The organism is Stenotrophomonas sp. FW305-3-2-15-E-LB1, assembly GCF_058787375.1.
The window spans coordinates 52291-67257 of sequence record NZ_JBYSZR010000026.1; the positions used below are offsets into that span (position 1 = coordinate 52291).

Genomic DNA, 14967 nt, shown 5'->3' on the forward strand with positions numbered 1-14967 from the left:
TCATGCGAAAAACCCGGCCTCGGCCGGGTTTTTTGTTGGGTAGTAGCGTCGAGCTTGCTCGACTGGCCGATGGTAGAGCCGAGCCCATGCTCGGCTGCCGTTCAAAGAAAAGCAGCCGAGCATCGGCTCGGCTCTACAGGCTCACTGCAGGTCGCGCAGGTTCAACTTCCGCAGCGTCGGGTTCTTCCACGCCGTGATCCCGGCCACGCTCAGCACGGCAAACCCGCCCAGCACCACCGCCGGCACCAGGCCCAGCAGTTTCGCCATCGTGCCGGCGTAGAACGCGCCCAGCTCGTTGGACGAGCTGATGAAGATGCCGTTGATGGACGACACCCGCCCGCGCATTTCCTCCGGCGTGGCCAGCTGCAGGATGGTCGAGCGCACCACCACCGAGACGCCGTCGAAGGCGCCGTAGAACAGCAGGATCAGCGCCGACAGCCAGAAGTGCTGGGACAGGCCGAAGCTGACCACGCACAGGCCGAAACCGGCCACGGCGAACAGCAGCACGCGGCCGGCATTCTTCTGCAGCGGGTGGCGGGCCAGCCACAGGCCCACCGCGATCGAACCCAGTGCCGGCGCCGCGCGCAGGATGCCCAGGCCCTCGGGGCCGTAGTGCAGGATCTCCTGCAGGAAGGCCGGCAGCATCGCCACCACGCCGCCCAGCAGCACCGAGAACATGTCCAGTGCCATCGCACCGACCATGATGCGGTTGCCGACCACGAAGCGGGCACCCTCGGCGATGCTCTTGAAGATCGGCGCGGCCGGGCCGTCGTGCACCGGCTCGCTCACCTTCAGCGTGGCCAGGCAGCCCATCGCCACCGCGGCGAAGGCGGTGGCCACGCCATAGGACAGGCCCTTGCCGCCCCAGCCGACCAGGATGCCGCCCAGCGCCGGGCCCACCACCATGCCCGACTGGAACACCACGCTGCCCAGGCCGGCGCCGCGGGCGAACTGGCTGCGCTCGAGCACGCGGGCGAACAGCGCGTTGTAGATGGGCGACAGGAACGCGCGCACCATGCCGGTCAGTGCGATGGCGGCGTAGATCGGCCACACGCCCTGGAACGGCAGCCAGCCGGTGGCCACGCCGGTCAGTACCACGGCGGTGGCGACCAGGCCGGCGCAGGCGACCATGCCCAGCCGGCGGCGCGGCAGGTGGTCCACCAGGTAGCCGGCAAACGGCGCCACGCAGAAGAACGGCAGCACCTCGGCCAGGCCGACCAGGCCCAGCGAGAACGGATTGCGGGTGACTTCGTAGATGTGCCAGCCGACGGTGACGGCCACCACCTGGTAGGACAGCATCGCGAAGATGCGGTACGCCAGCAGCTTGGCAAAGCCCGGCCGGCCCAGCAGGGCCAGCGCGCCTTCGTCCCCGGTGGCGGCGGCGGTCACGGCTGTTCGCGCTGCAGCTGGGCCTGCGCGGTCTCGCGGATGAAGGCCAGCATCGCCGCCACACCGTTGCTGCGGGTGGGCGAGAGGTGGCGGGCCAGGCCGATGTCCTGGATGTAGCTCGGTTCGGTGTCCAGGATCTCCTGCGCCGAACGCCCGGAATACACGCGCAGGGCCAGGAAGATCAGGCCGGAGACGATGGCCGAATCACTGATGGCGTGGAAGCGCAGCGACTGCGCGTTGCCTTCGGGCACGATCCAGACCATCGACTGGCAGCCCAGCAGGCGGTGCTCTTCGGTTTTCCAGGCGTCGGCGAAGGCCGGCAGCTTGCGGCCCAGGTCGATCAGGTACTGGTAGCGCTCGGACCAGTCGCCGAAGAAGGCAAATTCCTCGGCGATGGCGGCCTGGGCCTCGGCGGCGGTGGGTTCAAGCGGGAACGGGGAGTCGGTCACAACGGTCTCTACAGTGGGGGCGTGGCCGGACGCGCCGGCCACGGGGCAGGGCGGGTCAGGCGCGCTTGCGCACCCAGCGCACGCCCTGCGGGGTGTCTTCCAGGACGATGCCTTCGGCGGCCAGCTGGTCGCGGATGGCGTCGGAGCGGGCGAAATCACGGGCCTGCTTGGCGGCGGCACGCTCGTCGATCAGGGCCTGGATGCGTGCATCGTCGTCGCCTTCGCTGGCGGCGGTGCCGAACCACTGCGCCGGGTCGGCCTGCAGCAGGCCCAGCGCCAGGCCGGCACCGAGCAGCTCGCCCTTCAGGCGCGTGCGCTCGGCCGGATCGGTCGCGCGGCGCGCCTCGCCGGCGATGCGGGCCACTTCGGCCAGCGCCTGCGGGGTGTTCAGATCGTCGTCCAGGGTCGCCTCGACGGCGGCCGGGATCGCCGCCGTGGCGGTCACGTCGGCCAGGTCGCGCAGGGTGCCGTACAGGCGGTCCAGGGTGCGCGCGGACTGTTCGATCAGTGCATCGGACCAGTCCAGCGGCTGCCGGTAGTGGGCCGAGAGCAGGGCCAGGCGCAGCGCCTCGGGCGGATGCTGGCGCACCAGGTCATGCACGCGCTCGATGTTGCCCAGCGACTTGCTCATCTTGGCGCCGCCGAAGTTGAGCATGCCGTTGTGCATCCAGAACCGGGCGAAGATCCTGCCGCCATGGGCGCACTCGCTCTGCGCGATCTCGTTTTCGTGGTGCGGGAACTGCAGGTCCACGCCACCGGCATGGATGTCGATGGTCTCGCCCAGGTGGGCGGCGGCCATCGCCGAGCATTCGATGTGCCAGCCGGGGCGGCCACGGCCCCACGGCGATTCCCAGCCGGGCAGGTCGTCACTGGAGGGTTTCCACAGCACGAAATCGCCGGCATCGCGCTTGTACGGGGCCACCTCGACGCGGGCACCGGCCAGCATTTCCTCCGGATCACGGCGCGACAGCTTGCCGTAGCCATCGAAGCTGGCCACCGCGAACAGCACGTGGCCCTCGGCGGCGTAGGCATGGCCGTTGGCGATGAGCTGCTCGATCATGGTGATGATCTGCGGCATGTGCGCGGTCACTTCCGGCTCGATGTCCGGCGGCACCACGCCCAGCGCGGCCATGTCTTCACGGTAGGCGGCGGCGAACCTGTCGGTGATGGTGCTGATCGGCACGCCCTGCTCGCGCGCGGCGTTGTTGATCTTGTCGTCCACGTCGGTGATGTTGCGCGCGTAGCGCAGGCCACCGAAGCGCCGCCGCAGCAGGTCGGCCAGCACCCCGAACACCACCGGGCCGCGGGCATTGCCGATGTGCACGTAGTTGTAGACCGTCGGGCCGCACACATACAGGGTCGGACAGGCCGGGTCGATCGGGGTGAACGGTTCGAGCTGGCGAGTCAGGTTGTTGTGCAGGCGCAGGGTCATGGGGCTGTGGCTGGGGGACAAGCCTGTGATTTTAGAACGTGTCGGGCCCCAATGGGGGATGGCCGGCGGCGGCCGGGCGGGGCAGGGGGGCCGCCGAGGGGTGGGCAGGAGCGGCGCGGACGGGTAATGTTCAGCCCCTCGCGGTCGTCACTGCCTACACTATCGCCGTGCCCTTTCTTCCATCGCCAATGAAATCCACCGCGTTGCTGACCCTGGCCTGCCTGTCGGCGGCGCCGGTCGTGGCCCAGGCCCAGGAGGCCGAACCGCGCAACCGGGTGGTGATCGTGGAGAACGTGAAGTTCGACTACGCCCAGGTGCTGAACGTCGAGCCGGTCTTCCAGACCCTGCGCGCGACCCGCACCGAGGAGCACTGCGAGCCGGTCTCGACCCGCACCCTGGCCCCGGTCAACGTGACCGGCGAGGAGCCGGTGGAGGAAAAGGGGCGGATCGGTCGCTTCTGGGACTCGGTGCGCTCGATGTTCAAGCACAGCGACGAGGAGGCCGCCCAGGAGGTGGTCGCCGAGAACCCGGCGCCGGCCCCGGCCAACAATGGCCCCATGCTGACCCGTGACTGCAAGATCGTGCCGGTCGGCCGCGAGTTCCGCCGGCCCATCGCCTATGACGTGGACTACGTCTACAAGGGCACCAAATACCGTTCGCGGCTGCCGGAAGACCCCGGCAACCGGTTGAAGATCCGGGTCTCGATCACCCCCTGGGTGGGCCCGGAGCAGGCGGCGGCCAGTTCCCCCTGACCGGCCGGGGCCTTGCGCTGCCGGCAGCGTGGGGTCTTGCGCCCACCCCGCCCCCATGCAAAGATAATCGACCATGAAGCTCACCGACTTCCAGCACGACAGCAGCGCCGCCCGCCAGGCCACTGGCATGACGTCGCGTGCCCGTCGACCGGAACCCCACATCCTCGCTGGGTAACCGGAGCTTTCTGCTGTTCGTCCGATGAAAACCCAGCCTCCCGGCTGGGTTTTTTCGTTTCCGCGCTTCAAAAATGCATGTTCCGAAAGCTTCATCTGCAACTTTTTCGTCCCACCCTGTTCCCTGTTCTCCCTTCCACCGCGCCGCACCCCCGGCGCCGCCACGCAAGGAAAGATGATGTCCCCCAAGCACTTCCTGAACACCCAGGACTGGAGCCGCAGCGATCTTGACGCGCTGCTGACCCAGGCCGCGCTGTTCAAGCGCAACAAGCTCGGCGACCAGCTCAAGGGCAAGTCGATCGCGCTGGTGTTCTTCAACCCGTCCATGCGCACCCGCACCAGCTTCGAACTGGGCGCGTTCCAGCTCGGTGCCCACGCGGTGGTGCTGCAGCCGGGCAAGGATGCGTGGCCGATCGAGTTCAACCTCGGCACGGTGATGGACGGCGACACGGAAGAGCACATCGCGGAAGTGGCCAAGGTGCTGGGGCGTTACTGCGACATCATCGCCGTGCGTGCGTTCCCCAAGTTCATCGACTGGGCCTACGACCGCCAGGACATCGTCCTCAACAGCTTCGCCAAGTACTCGCCGGTGCCGGTCATCAACATGGAGACCATCACCCACCCGTGCCAGGAACTGGCCCACGTGATGGCGCTGCAGGAACACTTCGGTACCCAGGACCTGCGCGGCAAGAAGTACGTGCTGACCTGGACCTACCACCCCAAGCCGCTGAATACCGCCGTGGCCAACTCGGCGCTGACCATCGCCACCCGCATGGGCATGGACGTGACCCTGCTGTGCCCGACCGCCGACTACATCCTCGACGACCGCTACATGGGCTGGGCCGAGCAGAACGTGGCCGAAAGCGGTGGTTCGCTGAAGATCAGCCATGACATCGACAGCGCCTACGCCGGCGCCGACGTCGTGTATGCCAAGAGCTGGGGCGCGCTGCCGTTCTTCGGCAACTGGGAGCCGGAAAAGCCGATCCGCGACCAGTTCAAGCACTTCATCGTCGACGAACGCAAGATGGCGCTGACCAACAACGGCGTGTTCAGCCACTGCCTGCCGCTGCGCCGCAACGTCAAGGCCACCGACGGCGTGATGGATTCGCCGCAGTGCATCGCCATCAACGAAGCCGAGAACCGCCTGCACGTGCAGAAGGCGATCATGGCGGCAGTTGCCGGGCGCTAGTTCAAACAAAGGGTAGAGCCGACCGTTGGTCGGCTGCTCCCGCAGCGGTGCATCCAACATTCCAGCCGACCAACGGTCGGCTCTACCGAATTCCCATCCCCCAAGTGGACCTGATCCCCATGAGCAACAAAGACGTCGTTCTCGCCTTCTCCGGCGGCCTGGATACCAGCTTCTGCGTGCCGTACCTGCAGGAGCGTGGCTACAACGTGCACACCGTGTTCGCCGACACCGGCGGCGTGGATGATGAAGAGCGCGATTTCATCGAGAAGCGCGCTGCCGAACTGGGCGTGGCCAGCCACCAGACCGTCAACGGTGGCCCGGCCATCTGGGAAGGCTTCGTCAAGCCGTTCGTGTGGGCCGGCGAAGGCTACCAGGGCCAGTACCCGCTGCTGGTCTCCGACCGCTACCTGATCGTCGATGCCGCGCTGAAGCGTGCCGCCGAGCTGGGCACCAACATCATCGCCCACGGCTGCACCGGCATGGGCAACGACCAGGTCCGCTTCGACCTGGCCGTGAAGGCCCTGGGCGACTACCAGATCATCGCGCCGATCCGCGAGATCCAGAAGGAACACACCCAGACCCGCGCCTACGAGCAGAAGTACCTGGAAGAACGCGGCTTCGGCGTGCGCGCCAAGCAGCAGGCCTACACCATCAACGAGAACCTGCTGGGCCTGACCATGTCCGGCGGCGAGATCGACCGCTGGGAAGCTCCGGGCGAAGGCGCGCGTGGCTGGTGCTCGCCGCGCAGCGAGTGGCCGGAACAGGCCCTGACCGTGACCCTGAAGTTCGTCGAAGGCGAAGCCGTCGAACTGGACGGCAAGGCGCTGCCGGGTGACCAAATCCTGGCCCAGCTCAACAAGCTGTTTGCCCCGTACGGCGTCGGCCGCGGCGTCTACACCGGCGATACCGTGATCGGCCTGAAGGGCCGCATCGTGTTCGAGGCCCCGGGCCTGGTCTCGCTGCTGGCCGCGCACCGCGCCCTGGAAGACGCCGTGCTGACCAAGCAGCAGAACCGCTTCAAGCCGGACGTGGCGCGCAAGTGGGTGGAGCTGGTGTACGAAGGCTTCTACCACGACCCGCTGAAGACCGACATCGAGGCCTTCCTGAAGTCCTCGCAGGCCAAGGTCAATGGTGAAGTGGTGCTGGAAACCCGTGGCGGCCGCGTCGATGCGGTGGCCGTGAAGTCGCCGCACCTGCTCAACACCAAGGGTGCCACCTACGCGCAGTCGGCCGACTGGGGCGTGGAAGAGGCCGAAGGCTTCATCAAGCTGTTCGGCATGAGCTCGACCTTGTACGCGCAAGTCAACCGCGGTTGACCTGTGACGGTAGTGCCGGCCGCTGGCCGGCATTCACCACCGACATCGTTGCCGGCCAGCGGCCGGCACTACCAGGATTGTTGATTCATGCTTGAACAGACGCTCGATCACCTGCAGGCCCTGGTGTCCTTCGACACCCGCAACCCGCCGCGTGCGATCACCACCGGTGGCATCTTCGATTACCTGCGCGCGAACCTGCCCGGCTTCAACGTCGAGGTGATCGACCACGGCGCCGGTGCGGTCAGCCTGTATGCCGTGCGCGGGACGCCGAAGTACCTGTTCAACGTGCACCTGGATACCGTGCCCGATTCGCCGCACTGGAGTGCCGACCCGCACGTGATGCGCCGCCTGGACGACCGCGTGGTCGGCCTGGGCGTGTGTGACATCAAGGGCGCCGCCGCGGCGCTGGTGGCTGCGGCCAACGCCAGCGAGGGCGATGCTGCGTTCCTGTTCTCCAGTGACGAAGAAGCCAACGACCCGCGCTGCATCGCTGCGTTCTTGGCCCGTGGCCTGCCGTACGAAGCGGTGCTGGTGGCCGAGCCGACCATGAGCGAGGCCGTGCTGGCGCACCGCGGCATCAGCTCGGTGCTGATGCAGTTTGCCGGCCGCGCCGGCCATGCCTCGGGCAAGCAGGATGCGGCCGCCAGTGCACTGCACCAGGCCATGCGCTGGGGCAACCGCGCGCTGGACCATGTGGAATCGCTGGCCTCGGCGCGCTTCGGCGGCCTCACCGGCCTGCGCTTCAACATCGGTCGCGTCGAGGGTGGCATCAAGGCCAACATGATCGCCCCGGCGGCCGAAGTGCGCTTCGGTTTCCGACCGCTGCCGTCGATGGATATCGATGCGTTGCTGGCGACCTTTGCCGGCTTCGCCGAACCGCAGGCGGCACTGTTCACCGAAACCTTCCGTGGCCCCAGCCTGCCGGCCGGCGACATCGCCGAAGCGGAAAACCGCCGCCTGCTGGCGCGCGATGTGGCCGATGCGCTGGACCTGCCGATCGGCAACGCGGTGGACTTCTGGACCGAGGCGTCGCTGTTTTCGGCCGGTGGCTACACCACGCTGGTGTTCGGCCCGGGTGACATCGCCCAGGCCCACACCGCCGATGAGTTCGTGACGCTGGAGCAGCTGCAGCGCTATACCGACGCCGTGCACCGCATCATCGCCGCCGGCGCCTGATACCTACCTTCTGACGAAACCGAAATGTCTCCTGCCCTCCAGCCCCACCGCCAGACCCGCCAGACCATCGTGCGCCTGCTTTCCAGCATGGCCAGCGCGAAGGAGATCAGCCAGTACCTCAAGCGCTTCTCGCAGCTGGACGCCAAGCGCTTCGCCGTGGTCAAGGTCGGCGGCGCGGTGCTGCGCGACGATCTCGAAGCGCTGACCTCCTCGCTGTCGTTCCTGCAGGAAGTCGGCCTGACCCCGATCGTGCTGCACGGCGCCGGCCCGCAGCTGGATGCCGAACTGTCGGCCGCCGGCATCGACAAGCAGACCGTCAACGGCCTGCGGGTGACGTCGCCCGAAGCGCTGGCGATCGTGCGCCGCGTGTTCCAGCAGTCCAACCTGCGCCTGGTCGAGGCCCTGCAGCAGAACGGTGCGCGCGCCACTTCCATCACCGGCGGCGTGTTCGAGGCCGAGTACCTGGACGTGGACACCTACGGCCTGGTCGGTGAAGTGAAGCGGGTCAACCTGGCCCCGATCGAGGCCAGCCTGCGCGCCGGCTCGATCCCGGTCATCACCAGCCTGGGCGAGACCGCCGGCGGGCAGATTCTCAACGTCAACGCCGATTTCGCCGCCAACGAGCTGGTGCAGGAACTGCAGCCATACAAGATCATCTTCCTCACCGGCACCGGCGGCCTGCTGGACGAGTCGGGCAGCGTGATCGATTCGATCAACCTGTCCACCGAATATGACCACCTGATCGCGCAGCCGTGGATCCACGGCGGCATGAAGGTGAAGATCGAGCAGATCAAGGATCTGCTGGATCGCCTGCCGCTGGAATCGTCGGTGTCGATCACCCGGCCGGCAGACCTGGCCAAGGAACTGTTCACCCACAAGGGCTCGGGCACGCTGGTGCGCAAGGGCGAAAAAGTGCTGCGCGCCACCGGCTGGGACGAACTGGACCTGCCGCGCCTGAAGGGCCTGATCGAATCCAGCTTCGGCCGCACTCTGGTGCCGGATTATTTCGAGAAGACCAAGCTGCTGCGCGCCTATGTCAGCGAGAACTACCGCACCGCGGTCATCCTCACCGACGAAGCCGAAGGCGTGTACCTGGACAAGTTCGCCGTGCTCGACGATGCGCAGGGTGAGGGCCTGGGGCGTGCCGTCTGGAACGTGATGCTGGAAGAAACCCCGCAGCTGTTCTGGCGCTCGCGCAACGGCAACCCGATCAACCATTTCTACTACGCCGAGTCCGACGGCTGCTACAAGCAGAACACCTGGAAGGTGTTCTGGTTCGGCGCCGATGGCATCGACCGCATCAAGACCTATGTGGACCACTGCGCGGCGCGCCCGCCGAGCCTGCAGGACTGAGTGCGATGAGCCACGCCGACGCCTGGACCACCGTTCCCACCCTGCGCGGCCAGCACGTGATGCTGGAGCCGTTGCAGCGTGACCACGTGCCCGGCCTGGCGGCGGCATTGCAAGGCAGCGGCCTGGACCAGCTCTGGTACACCCAGGTGCCTTCGCCGGAGCAGGCAGGGCACTACGTGCAGGCCGCGCTGGACGTGCAGGCTGAAGGCAAGGTGCTACCGTTCGTGATCCGCGATGCGGCCGGTGACATCGTCGGCAGCACGCGCTTCTATGCGCTGGAGCCGGGCGTGCCCCGGCTCAGCCTCGGCTACACCTGGTACGCCCCGCGCGTGCAGCGCACCGGGGTCAACACCGAGGCCAAGCTGCTGCTGTTGCAGCACGCGTTTGAAACCCTGGGCTGCATCAGCGTGGTGCTGGAAACCAGCTGGTTCAACCACGCCTCGCGCGCCGCCATCGCCCGCCTGGGCGCCAAGCAGGACGGCGTGCTGCGCAACTACACCCGGCATGCCGACGGCACGCCGCGCGACACCGTCATCTTCTCCATCATCGACGCGGAATGGCAGGGCGTGAAGCGCCACCTGCAGCACCGCCTGGACCATCACGCATGAACGATTCGACTTTCACCCTGGGCATTGTCGGTGCCCGCGGCCACACCGGCGCCGAGCTGATCAAGCTGGTGGCCGCGCACCCGCGCCTGCAGCTGGCATTCGTGTCTTCGCGCGAGCTCGCTGGCAATCGCCTGGCCGATCATCACCCGGAGTACCAGGGCGAGCTTCATTACGAGAACCTGGACGCCGATGCCGTGGCCGCCAAGGGCGTGGACGCGGTGATCCTGGCCCTGCCCAATGGCCTGGCCGCCCCGTTCGTGGCCGCCCTGCAGGCGGCCAAGCCGGACACCGTCATCATCGACCTCTCGGCCGACTACCGCTTCGACGGCCAGTGGTACTACGGCCTGCCGGAGCTGACCCGTGGCCGCTACCAGGGCCAGAAGCACATCAGCAACCCAGGCTGCTACGCCACGGCCATGCAGCTGGCGATCCATCCGCTGCTGGACCTGCTGGCCGGCCCGCCGCAGTGCTTCGGCGTGTCCGGCTACTCCGGTGCCGGCACCTCGCCCTCGGACAAGAACAACCCCGAGCTGCTGGCCGACAACCTGATGCCCTACGCGCTGACCAACCACATGCACGAACGCGAAGTGTCGACGCAGCTGGGCGTGCCGGTGGAGTTCATGCCGCACGTAGCACCGCATTTCCGTGGCATCACCCTTACCGCCAACCTGTGGCTGAACCGCGCGCAGACCCGCGAGCAGATCGTCGAGCGCTTCCAGCAGGCCTACGCCGGTGAGCCGCTGGTGGAGATCGTGGATGAAGCGCCGTGGGTCAGCCGCATCGCCGGCCGCCATGGCGCGCAGGTGGGTGGCTTCACCCTGGCCCCGGGCAACAAGCGGGTCGTGGTCGTGGCAACCCTGGACAACCTGCTCAAGGGCGCCGCCACCCAGGCCATGCAGAACCTCAACCTCGCGCTGGGAATCGACGAACTGACGTCGATCCCGCACTGATACCGCCCAGACACCGCCTTCCCGGAGCCCCCCATGGCAGACCTTCTTTGGCAGAAGCCCGGCGTCGCCGTCGACGCCCAGATCCAGACCTTCCTCGCCGGCGATGACGTGATCCTCGATCGCGAATTCTTCCTGCACGACATCGCCGCCAGCGCCGCGCACGCGCAGGGCCTGCAGCACATCGGCATCCTCAGCGCCGACGAGCTGGAAGGCCTGCTGCGCGAACTGGAGGTGCTGGCACAGGACTTCCGCGCAGGCCGTTTCGTGCTCGATACGCAGTACGAGGATGGTCACTCGGCCATCGAAGCGCGCCTCACCGAGCGCCTGGGCGATGCCGGCCGCAAGATCCACACCGGCCGCAGCCGCAACGACCAGATCCTGGTCGCTACCCGCCTGTGGCTGAAGGAAAAGCTGCAGCGCGTTGCCCAGCTTAGTGCCGAAGTGGCCAAGGTCGCGCTGGACCGCGCGCAGGCCGAGAAGGACGTGCCGCTTCCCGGCTACACCCACATCCAGCGCGCCGTGGTGTCCTCGGCGGGCATGTGGTGGGCCGGCTGGGCCGAAGCCTTCATCGACAATGCCGTGCGTGCGCGTGACACCCACGCACTGGTCGATGCCAACCCGCTGGGCACCGCCGCCGGTTACGGCGTGAACCTGCCGCTGGACCGCGAACACACCACGGCAGCGCTGGGCTTTGCACGCATGCAGATCTCGCCGATCTACGCGCAGCTGTCGCGTGGCAAGTTCGAGCTGGCTGCACTGGAAGCACTGGGCGGCGCCACCCTGGACCTGCGCCGCATCGCCTGGGATCTGTCGCTGTTCACCAGCGCCGAGTTCGGCTTCGTCGCCCTGCCGGCGCAGTACACCACCGGCAGCTCGATCATGCCCAACAAGCGCAACCCGGACGTGATCGAGCTGATGCGTGCCACCCACGCCAGCGTCGCCGCCGCGCGCACCGAGATCGAGCAGCTGCTGTCGCTGCCTTCGGGCTACCACCGCGATCTGCAGTCGTCCAAGGGCGCCATCTTCCACGGCTTCGGCCGCGGCCTGGCCGCGCTGGAACTGCTGCCGGCGCTGCTGGCCAACCTGGAATGGCGTGACGACAAGCTGCGCGCGGCCATCGATTCGGGCATGTACGCCACCGACGTCGCCGTTGAAGCCGCCGTGGCGGGCGTGCCGTTCCGCGAGGCCTACAAGGCCGCTGCGGCCGGTGCCGACAGCGCAGGGCAGGGCCGCACGCCGGAAGGCAGCCTGGCCGCGCGCGTGTCGCCCGGTTCGGCCGCCGACCTGCGCCTGGACGAACTGCGCACGCGCTGGCAGGCGCTGGCCTGATGGCGGGCACCGTCTACCTGGTGCTGGCCATGCGCCGGCCCGACTTCAACGCCGCCGCCGTGCAGCCGCACCTGGATTTCCTCGATAAGCTGCGCGCGCAGGGCCAGCTGCAGCTGACCGGCGGATTCACCGATGGCAGTGGCGGCGCCTACGTGCTGTGCAATGTGGCCAGCCTGGCCGATGCACAGGCCATCGTCGCCACCGATCCGCTGGTGACGATGCAGGCCTCGCACTTGACCGTGCACGAATGGAACACCCGCTGAGGCGCACCTGATGACCCTGCACGCCACCCACGTCGCCTCGCCGTTCCCCGAACAAGCGCTGCCGCCGTGGCGGCGTGCGGTGCTCAAGGTGGGCAGCAGCCTGTTGGCCGCCGATGGCGGTGGCCTGTCGCCGCGGCATGCGCTGGGCCTGGCGCAGTTCGTGTCGGCCAACGTGCTGGCCGGGCGCGAAGTGGTCATCGTCTCCTCCGGCGCGGTCGCCGCCGGCCGCGCCATCCTGCCGCGTGCCGATGAGCCCGGCGCGGCGATGGCCGCGCGGCAGGCATTGGCCGCGCTGGGCCAGGCACAGCTGATCGGCCTCTGGCAGCGCTTTTTCGAGCGCCCGGTGGCCCAGGTGCTGCTGACCCACGACGACCTGCGCAACCGCCGTCGCTACCTCAATGCACGCGCCACGCTCACCGAGCTGCTGCGGCTGGGCGCGTTGCCGGTGGTCAACGAGAACGACACCGTGTCGGTGGACGAACTCAAGCTTGGCGACAACGACAACCTGGCCGCCACCGTGGCCGCGCTGGTCGATGCCGATGCGCTGTTCATCGCCACCGATATCGACGGCCTGTACAGCGCCGACCCGCGCACCGTGGCCGATGCGCGCCCGCTGCACGACGTCCCCGAGCTGGATGACACGGTGCTGGCGATGGCCGGCGGCGCTGGTTCGCGTGCCGGTACCGGTGGCATGCGGACCAAGCTGGAAGCCGCGGCAAAGGCCGGCCGGCTTGGCATCGAAACCTACCTGTTCAATGGCCGCACCGGCGATGTCGTGCGCGCGCTGGCGCAGGATCGCCTGTTCGGCACCCGTATCCATGCTGCGCGCAGCCGTGAGGCCGCACGCAAGCACTGGCTGCGGCATGCACCGCTGGCCGACGGCGCGATCCTGGTCGATGCCGGTGCGGCGCAGGCGATGCGCGAGAAAGGCGCTTCGCTGCTGCCCGGCGGCATCACCGGCGCCGATGGCGATTTCCGCCGCGGCGACATGGTGCAGGTGTGCTGGAACACGCCGCAGGGCCGCCTCTGCGTCGCCCGTGGCGTCAGCCAGTACGCCGCCGATGATGTGCGCCGCATCGCTGGCCGCCATTCGCGCGACATCCAGGCCGTGCTCGGCTACAACTACGGCGGTACCGTCGTCCATCGCGACGACCTGGTGCTGCCATGACCGGACAGCAGGACACCCCCATGAGTGAAATCGAAGCGCAGGCACGTGCCTGCCGTGACGCGGCCCAGGTGGTCGCTGGCCTGGACAGCGCCGCACGCGGCACGCTGCTGCAGGCCATGGCCCAGGCGCTGGAAATGAACGCCGGGCTGATCCTGGCCGGCAATGCCCGTGACCTGGCGGCGGCACGCGAGAAGGGCGTCGGCAGCGCGATGCTCGACCGCCTTGCCCTGGACCCGGCGCGCCTGTTCGCGATGGCCGAGGCCGTGCGCGAAGTGGCTGCACTGCCGGACCCGGTGGGGCAGGTGACCCGCGACGACGTGCGCCCCAACGGCATCCGCGTACAGAAGGTACGCGTGCCGCTGGGTGTGATCGCGATGATCTACGAAGCGCGGCCGAACGTGACCGCCGAAGCGGCGGCGCTGTGCCTGAAGGCCGGCAACGGCGTGATCCTGCGCGGCGGCTCGGAGGCGATCCATTCCAACACCGCCATCGCCCAGGCACTGGCTGCGGCCCTGCAGGCCAATGGCGTGCCGCCGGCCGCAGTAACCGTGCTGACCGACCTGCGCCGCGAGGCGATGCTGGAGCTGCTGCAGCTGCACGAACTGATCGACCTGGCCATTCCCCGCGGTGGCGAAGGGTTGATCCGGTTCGTGGCCGAGCACGCGCGCGTGCCGGTGATCAAGCACTACAAGGGTGTCTGCCACTTGTTCGTGGATGCCAGCGCCGACCTGGACAAGGCCATCGGCCTGCTGGTGGATGGCAAGTGCAGCCGCCCGGCGGCCTGCAATTCGCTGGAAACGCTGCTGGTGCACCAGGACGTGGCCGATGTTTTCCTGCCGCGCGCGGCGCAGGCACTGGGCGAACGTGGCGTGCAGCTGCGTGCCGACGCACGTGCGCAGCCGCTGCTGCCGGGGAGCACGGCCGCCACCGACGAGGATTACGCGGCGGAGTTCCTCGACCTGGTGCTGGCGGTACGGGTGGTGGATGATCTGGACGCCGCCATCGCCCACATCCGCACCTACACCTCCGACCATACCGAAGTGATCGCCACCGAAGACAGCGGCCATGCCGAGCGCTTCGTCAACGCGCTGCGTTCTGCCGTGGTGATGGTCAACGCGTCCTCGCGTTTCTCCGATGGCGGGCAGCTGGGGTTGGGCAGCGAGATCGGCATTTCCACTACGCGCCTGCATGCGTATGGGCCGATGGGCCTGGAAGCGCTGACGGTTGAACGTTTCGTGGTGCGCGGCGAAGGGCAGACGCGGTAGGGGTTTGTCCTGCAGGGCTTGCAGCCCTGCACCTGCTGTGAATCAACGTCAACGTCAAAGTCGGGCATTCCGTGGGATGGCGGGGTGGGTCCGGTTGAGGGGGACGCTGCAAGTACGTCCATGTAAGCTCGGTCGCCGCATCCATGCGGCTCAC

14 protein-coding genes are annotated in these 14967 nt (G+C 68.0%); 11 read left to right on the forward strand and 3 right to left on the reverse strand.

All coding sequences use genetic code 11. The annotated features are described in order from the left end of the window. Positions 1–141: 141 nt before the first annotated feature. The 3 genes from AC3WL7_RS16610 to cysS are packed head-to-tail and all read right to left on the reverse strand — an operon-like array spanning position 142 to position 3270. A complete protein-coding gene (locus AC3WL7_RS16610; protein ID WP_492751744.1) occupies positions 142–1389 on the reverse strand; it encodes an MFS transporter in 1248 nt (415 codons plus the stop codon). Then, positions 1386–1838, reverse strand: a complete 453-nt coding sequence (locus tag AC3WL7_RS16615; protein ID WP_079222523.1) for a SufE family protein — start codon at positions 1836–1838, stop codon at positions 1386–1388. Before AC3WL7_RS16615 ends, AC3WL7_RS16610 begins: the two co-directional genes overlap by 4 nt. 55 nt (positions 1839–1893) lie before the next feature. Continuing rightward, the gene (gene cysS / locus AC3WL7_RS16620) at positions 1894–3270 is read right to left on the reverse strand and encodes a cysteine--tRNA ligase (protein WP_200734447.1); all 1377 of its coding nucleotides are present in this window, start codon (positions 3268–3270) and stop codon (positions 1894–1896) included. Positions 3271–3458: 188 nt separating this feature from the next. Between cysS and AC3WL7_RS16625 the strand changes: the two genes are divergently transcribed. The 11 genes from AC3WL7_RS16625 to AC3WL7_RS16675 all read left to right on the forward strand — a co-directional run bounded on the left by AC3WL7_RS16625 (position 3459) and on the right by AC3WL7_RS16675 (position 14813). Further along, positions 3459–4022, forward strand: coding sequence for a glycine zipper 2TM domain-containing protein (locus AC3WL7_RS16625; protein ID WP_108758200.1), 564 nt, complete (start codon positions 3459–3461; stop codon positions 4020–4022). Positions 4023–4374: 352 nt separating this feature from the next. Continuing rightward, on the forward strand, positions 4375–5385 hold the full coding sequence (locus tag AC3WL7_RS16630; RefSeq protein WP_053443310.1) for an N-acetylornithine carbamoyltransferase: 1011 nt from the start codon (positions 4375–4377) through the stop codon (positions 5383–5385). A gap of 119 nt (positions 5386–5504) precedes the next feature. Next, positions 5505–6701 (forward strand): argininosuccinate synthase, encoded by a 1197-nt coding sequence (locus tag AC3WL7_RS16635; RefSeq protein WP_079222520.1) that lies wholly within the window; start codon positions 5505–5507, stop codon positions 6699–6701. 87 nt (positions 6702–6788) lie between these two features. Then, the gene (locus AC3WL7_RS16640; RefSeq protein WP_492751751.1) at positions 6789–7877 is read left to right on the forward strand and encodes an acetylornithine deacetylase; all 1089 of its coding nucleotides are present in this window, start codon (positions 6789–6791) and stop codon (positions 7875–7877) included. A gap of 24 nt (positions 7878–7901) precedes the next feature. After that, positions 7902–9230, forward strand: a complete 1329-nt coding sequence (locus tag AC3WL7_RS16645) for an acetylglutamate kinase (protein ID WP_079222518.1) — start codon at positions 7902–7904, stop codon at positions 9228–9230. A gap of 5 nt (positions 9231–9235) precedes the next feature. Continuing rightward, on the forward strand, positions 9236–9838 hold the full coding sequence (locus tag AC3WL7_RS16650) for a GNAT family N-acetyltransferase (RefSeq protein ID WP_283222103.1): 603 nt from the start codon (positions 9236–9238) through the stop codon (positions 9836–9838). Next, on the forward strand, positions 9835–10788 hold the full coding sequence (argC, locus tag AC3WL7_RS16655) for an N-acetyl-gamma-glutamyl-phosphate reductase (RefSeq protein ID WP_492751755.1): 954 nt from the start codon (positions 9835–9837) through the stop codon (positions 10786–10788). The genes AC3WL7_RS16650 and argC overlap by 4 nt, the downstream gene beginning before the upstream one ends. 33 nt (positions 10789–10821) lie before the next feature. After that, complete coding sequence (argH, locus tag AC3WL7_RS16660) at positions 10822–12117, forward strand: argininosuccinate lyase (RefSeq protein WP_108758205.1); 1296 nt, start codon at positions 10822–10824, stop codon at positions 12115–12117. Further along, positions 12117–12380 carry a YciI family protein gene (locus AC3WL7_RS16665; protein ID WP_492751758.1) on the forward strand — a complete coding sequence of 88 codons (264 nt, stop codon included), beginning with the start codon at positions 12117–12119 and terminating at the stop codon, positions 12378–12380. The genes argH and AC3WL7_RS16665 overlap by 1 nt, the downstream gene beginning before the upstream one ends. 10 nt (positions 12381–12390) lie before the next feature. Next, a complete protein-coding gene (gene proB / locus AC3WL7_RS16670) occupies positions 12391–13548 on the forward strand; it encodes a glutamate 5-kinase (protein ID WP_492751760.1) in 1158 nt (385 codons plus the stop codon). Continuing rightward, the gene (locus AC3WL7_RS16675; RefSeq protein ID WP_492751762.1) at positions 13545–14813 is read left to right on the forward strand and encodes a glutamate-5-semialdehyde dehydrogenase; all 1269 of its coding nucleotides are present in this window, start codon (positions 13545–13547) and stop codon (positions 14811–14813) included. The genes proB and AC3WL7_RS16675 overlap by 4 nt, the downstream gene beginning before the upstream one ends. Positions 14814–14967 lie beyond the last annotated feature (154 nt).

Bases quoted from the DNA above. Each gene is read 5' to 3' on its own strand.
- AC3WL7_RS16640 (WP_492751751.1), top strand. From the start codon at position 6,789: ATGCTTGAACAGACGCTCGATCACCTGCAGGCCCTGGTGTCCTTCGAC.
- AC3WL7_RS16635 (WP_079222520.1), top strand. From the start codon at position 5,505: ATGAGCAACAAAGACGTCGTTCTCGCCTTCTCCGGCGGCCTGGATACC.
- argC (WP_492751755.1), top strand. From the start codon at position 9,835: ATGAACGATTCGACTTTCACCCTGGGCATTGTCGGTGCCCGCGGCCAC.
- AC3WL7_RS16645 (WP_079222518.1), top strand. From the start codon at position 7,902: ATGTCTCCTGCCCTCCAGCCCCACCGCCAGACCCGCCAGACCATCGTG.
- AC3WL7_RS16665 (WP_492751758.1), top strand. From the start codon at position 12,117: ATGGCGGGCACCGTCTACCTGGTGCTGGCCATGCGCCGGCCCGACTTC.
- proB (WP_492751760.1), top strand. From the start codon at position 12,391: ATGACCCTGCACGCCACCCACGTCGCCTCGCCGTTCCCCGAACAAGCG.
- AC3WL7_RS16650 (WP_283222103.1), top strand. From the start codon at position 9,236: ATGAGCCACGCCGACGCCTGGACCACCGTTCCCACCCTGCGCGGCCAG.
- cysS (WP_200734447.1), bottom strand. From the start codon at position 3,270: ATGACCCTGCGCCTGCACAACAACCTGACTCGCCAGCTCGAACCGTTC.
- AC3WL7_RS16630 (WP_053443310.1), top strand. From the start codon at position 4,375: ATGTCCCCCAAGCACTTCCTGAACACCCAGGACTGGAGCCGCAGCGAT.
- AC3WL7_RS16625 (WP_108758200.1), top strand. From the start codon at position 3,459: ATGAAATCCACCGCGTTGCTGACCCTGGCCTGCCTGTCGGCGGCGCCG.
- AC3WL7_RS16675 (WP_492751762.1), top strand. From the start codon at position 13,545: ATGACCGGACAGCAGGACACCCCCATGAGTGAAATCGAAGCGCAGGCA.
- argH (WP_108758205.1), top strand. From the start codon at position 10,822: ATGGCAGACCTTCTTTGGCAGAAGCCCGGCGTCGCCGTCGACGCCCAG.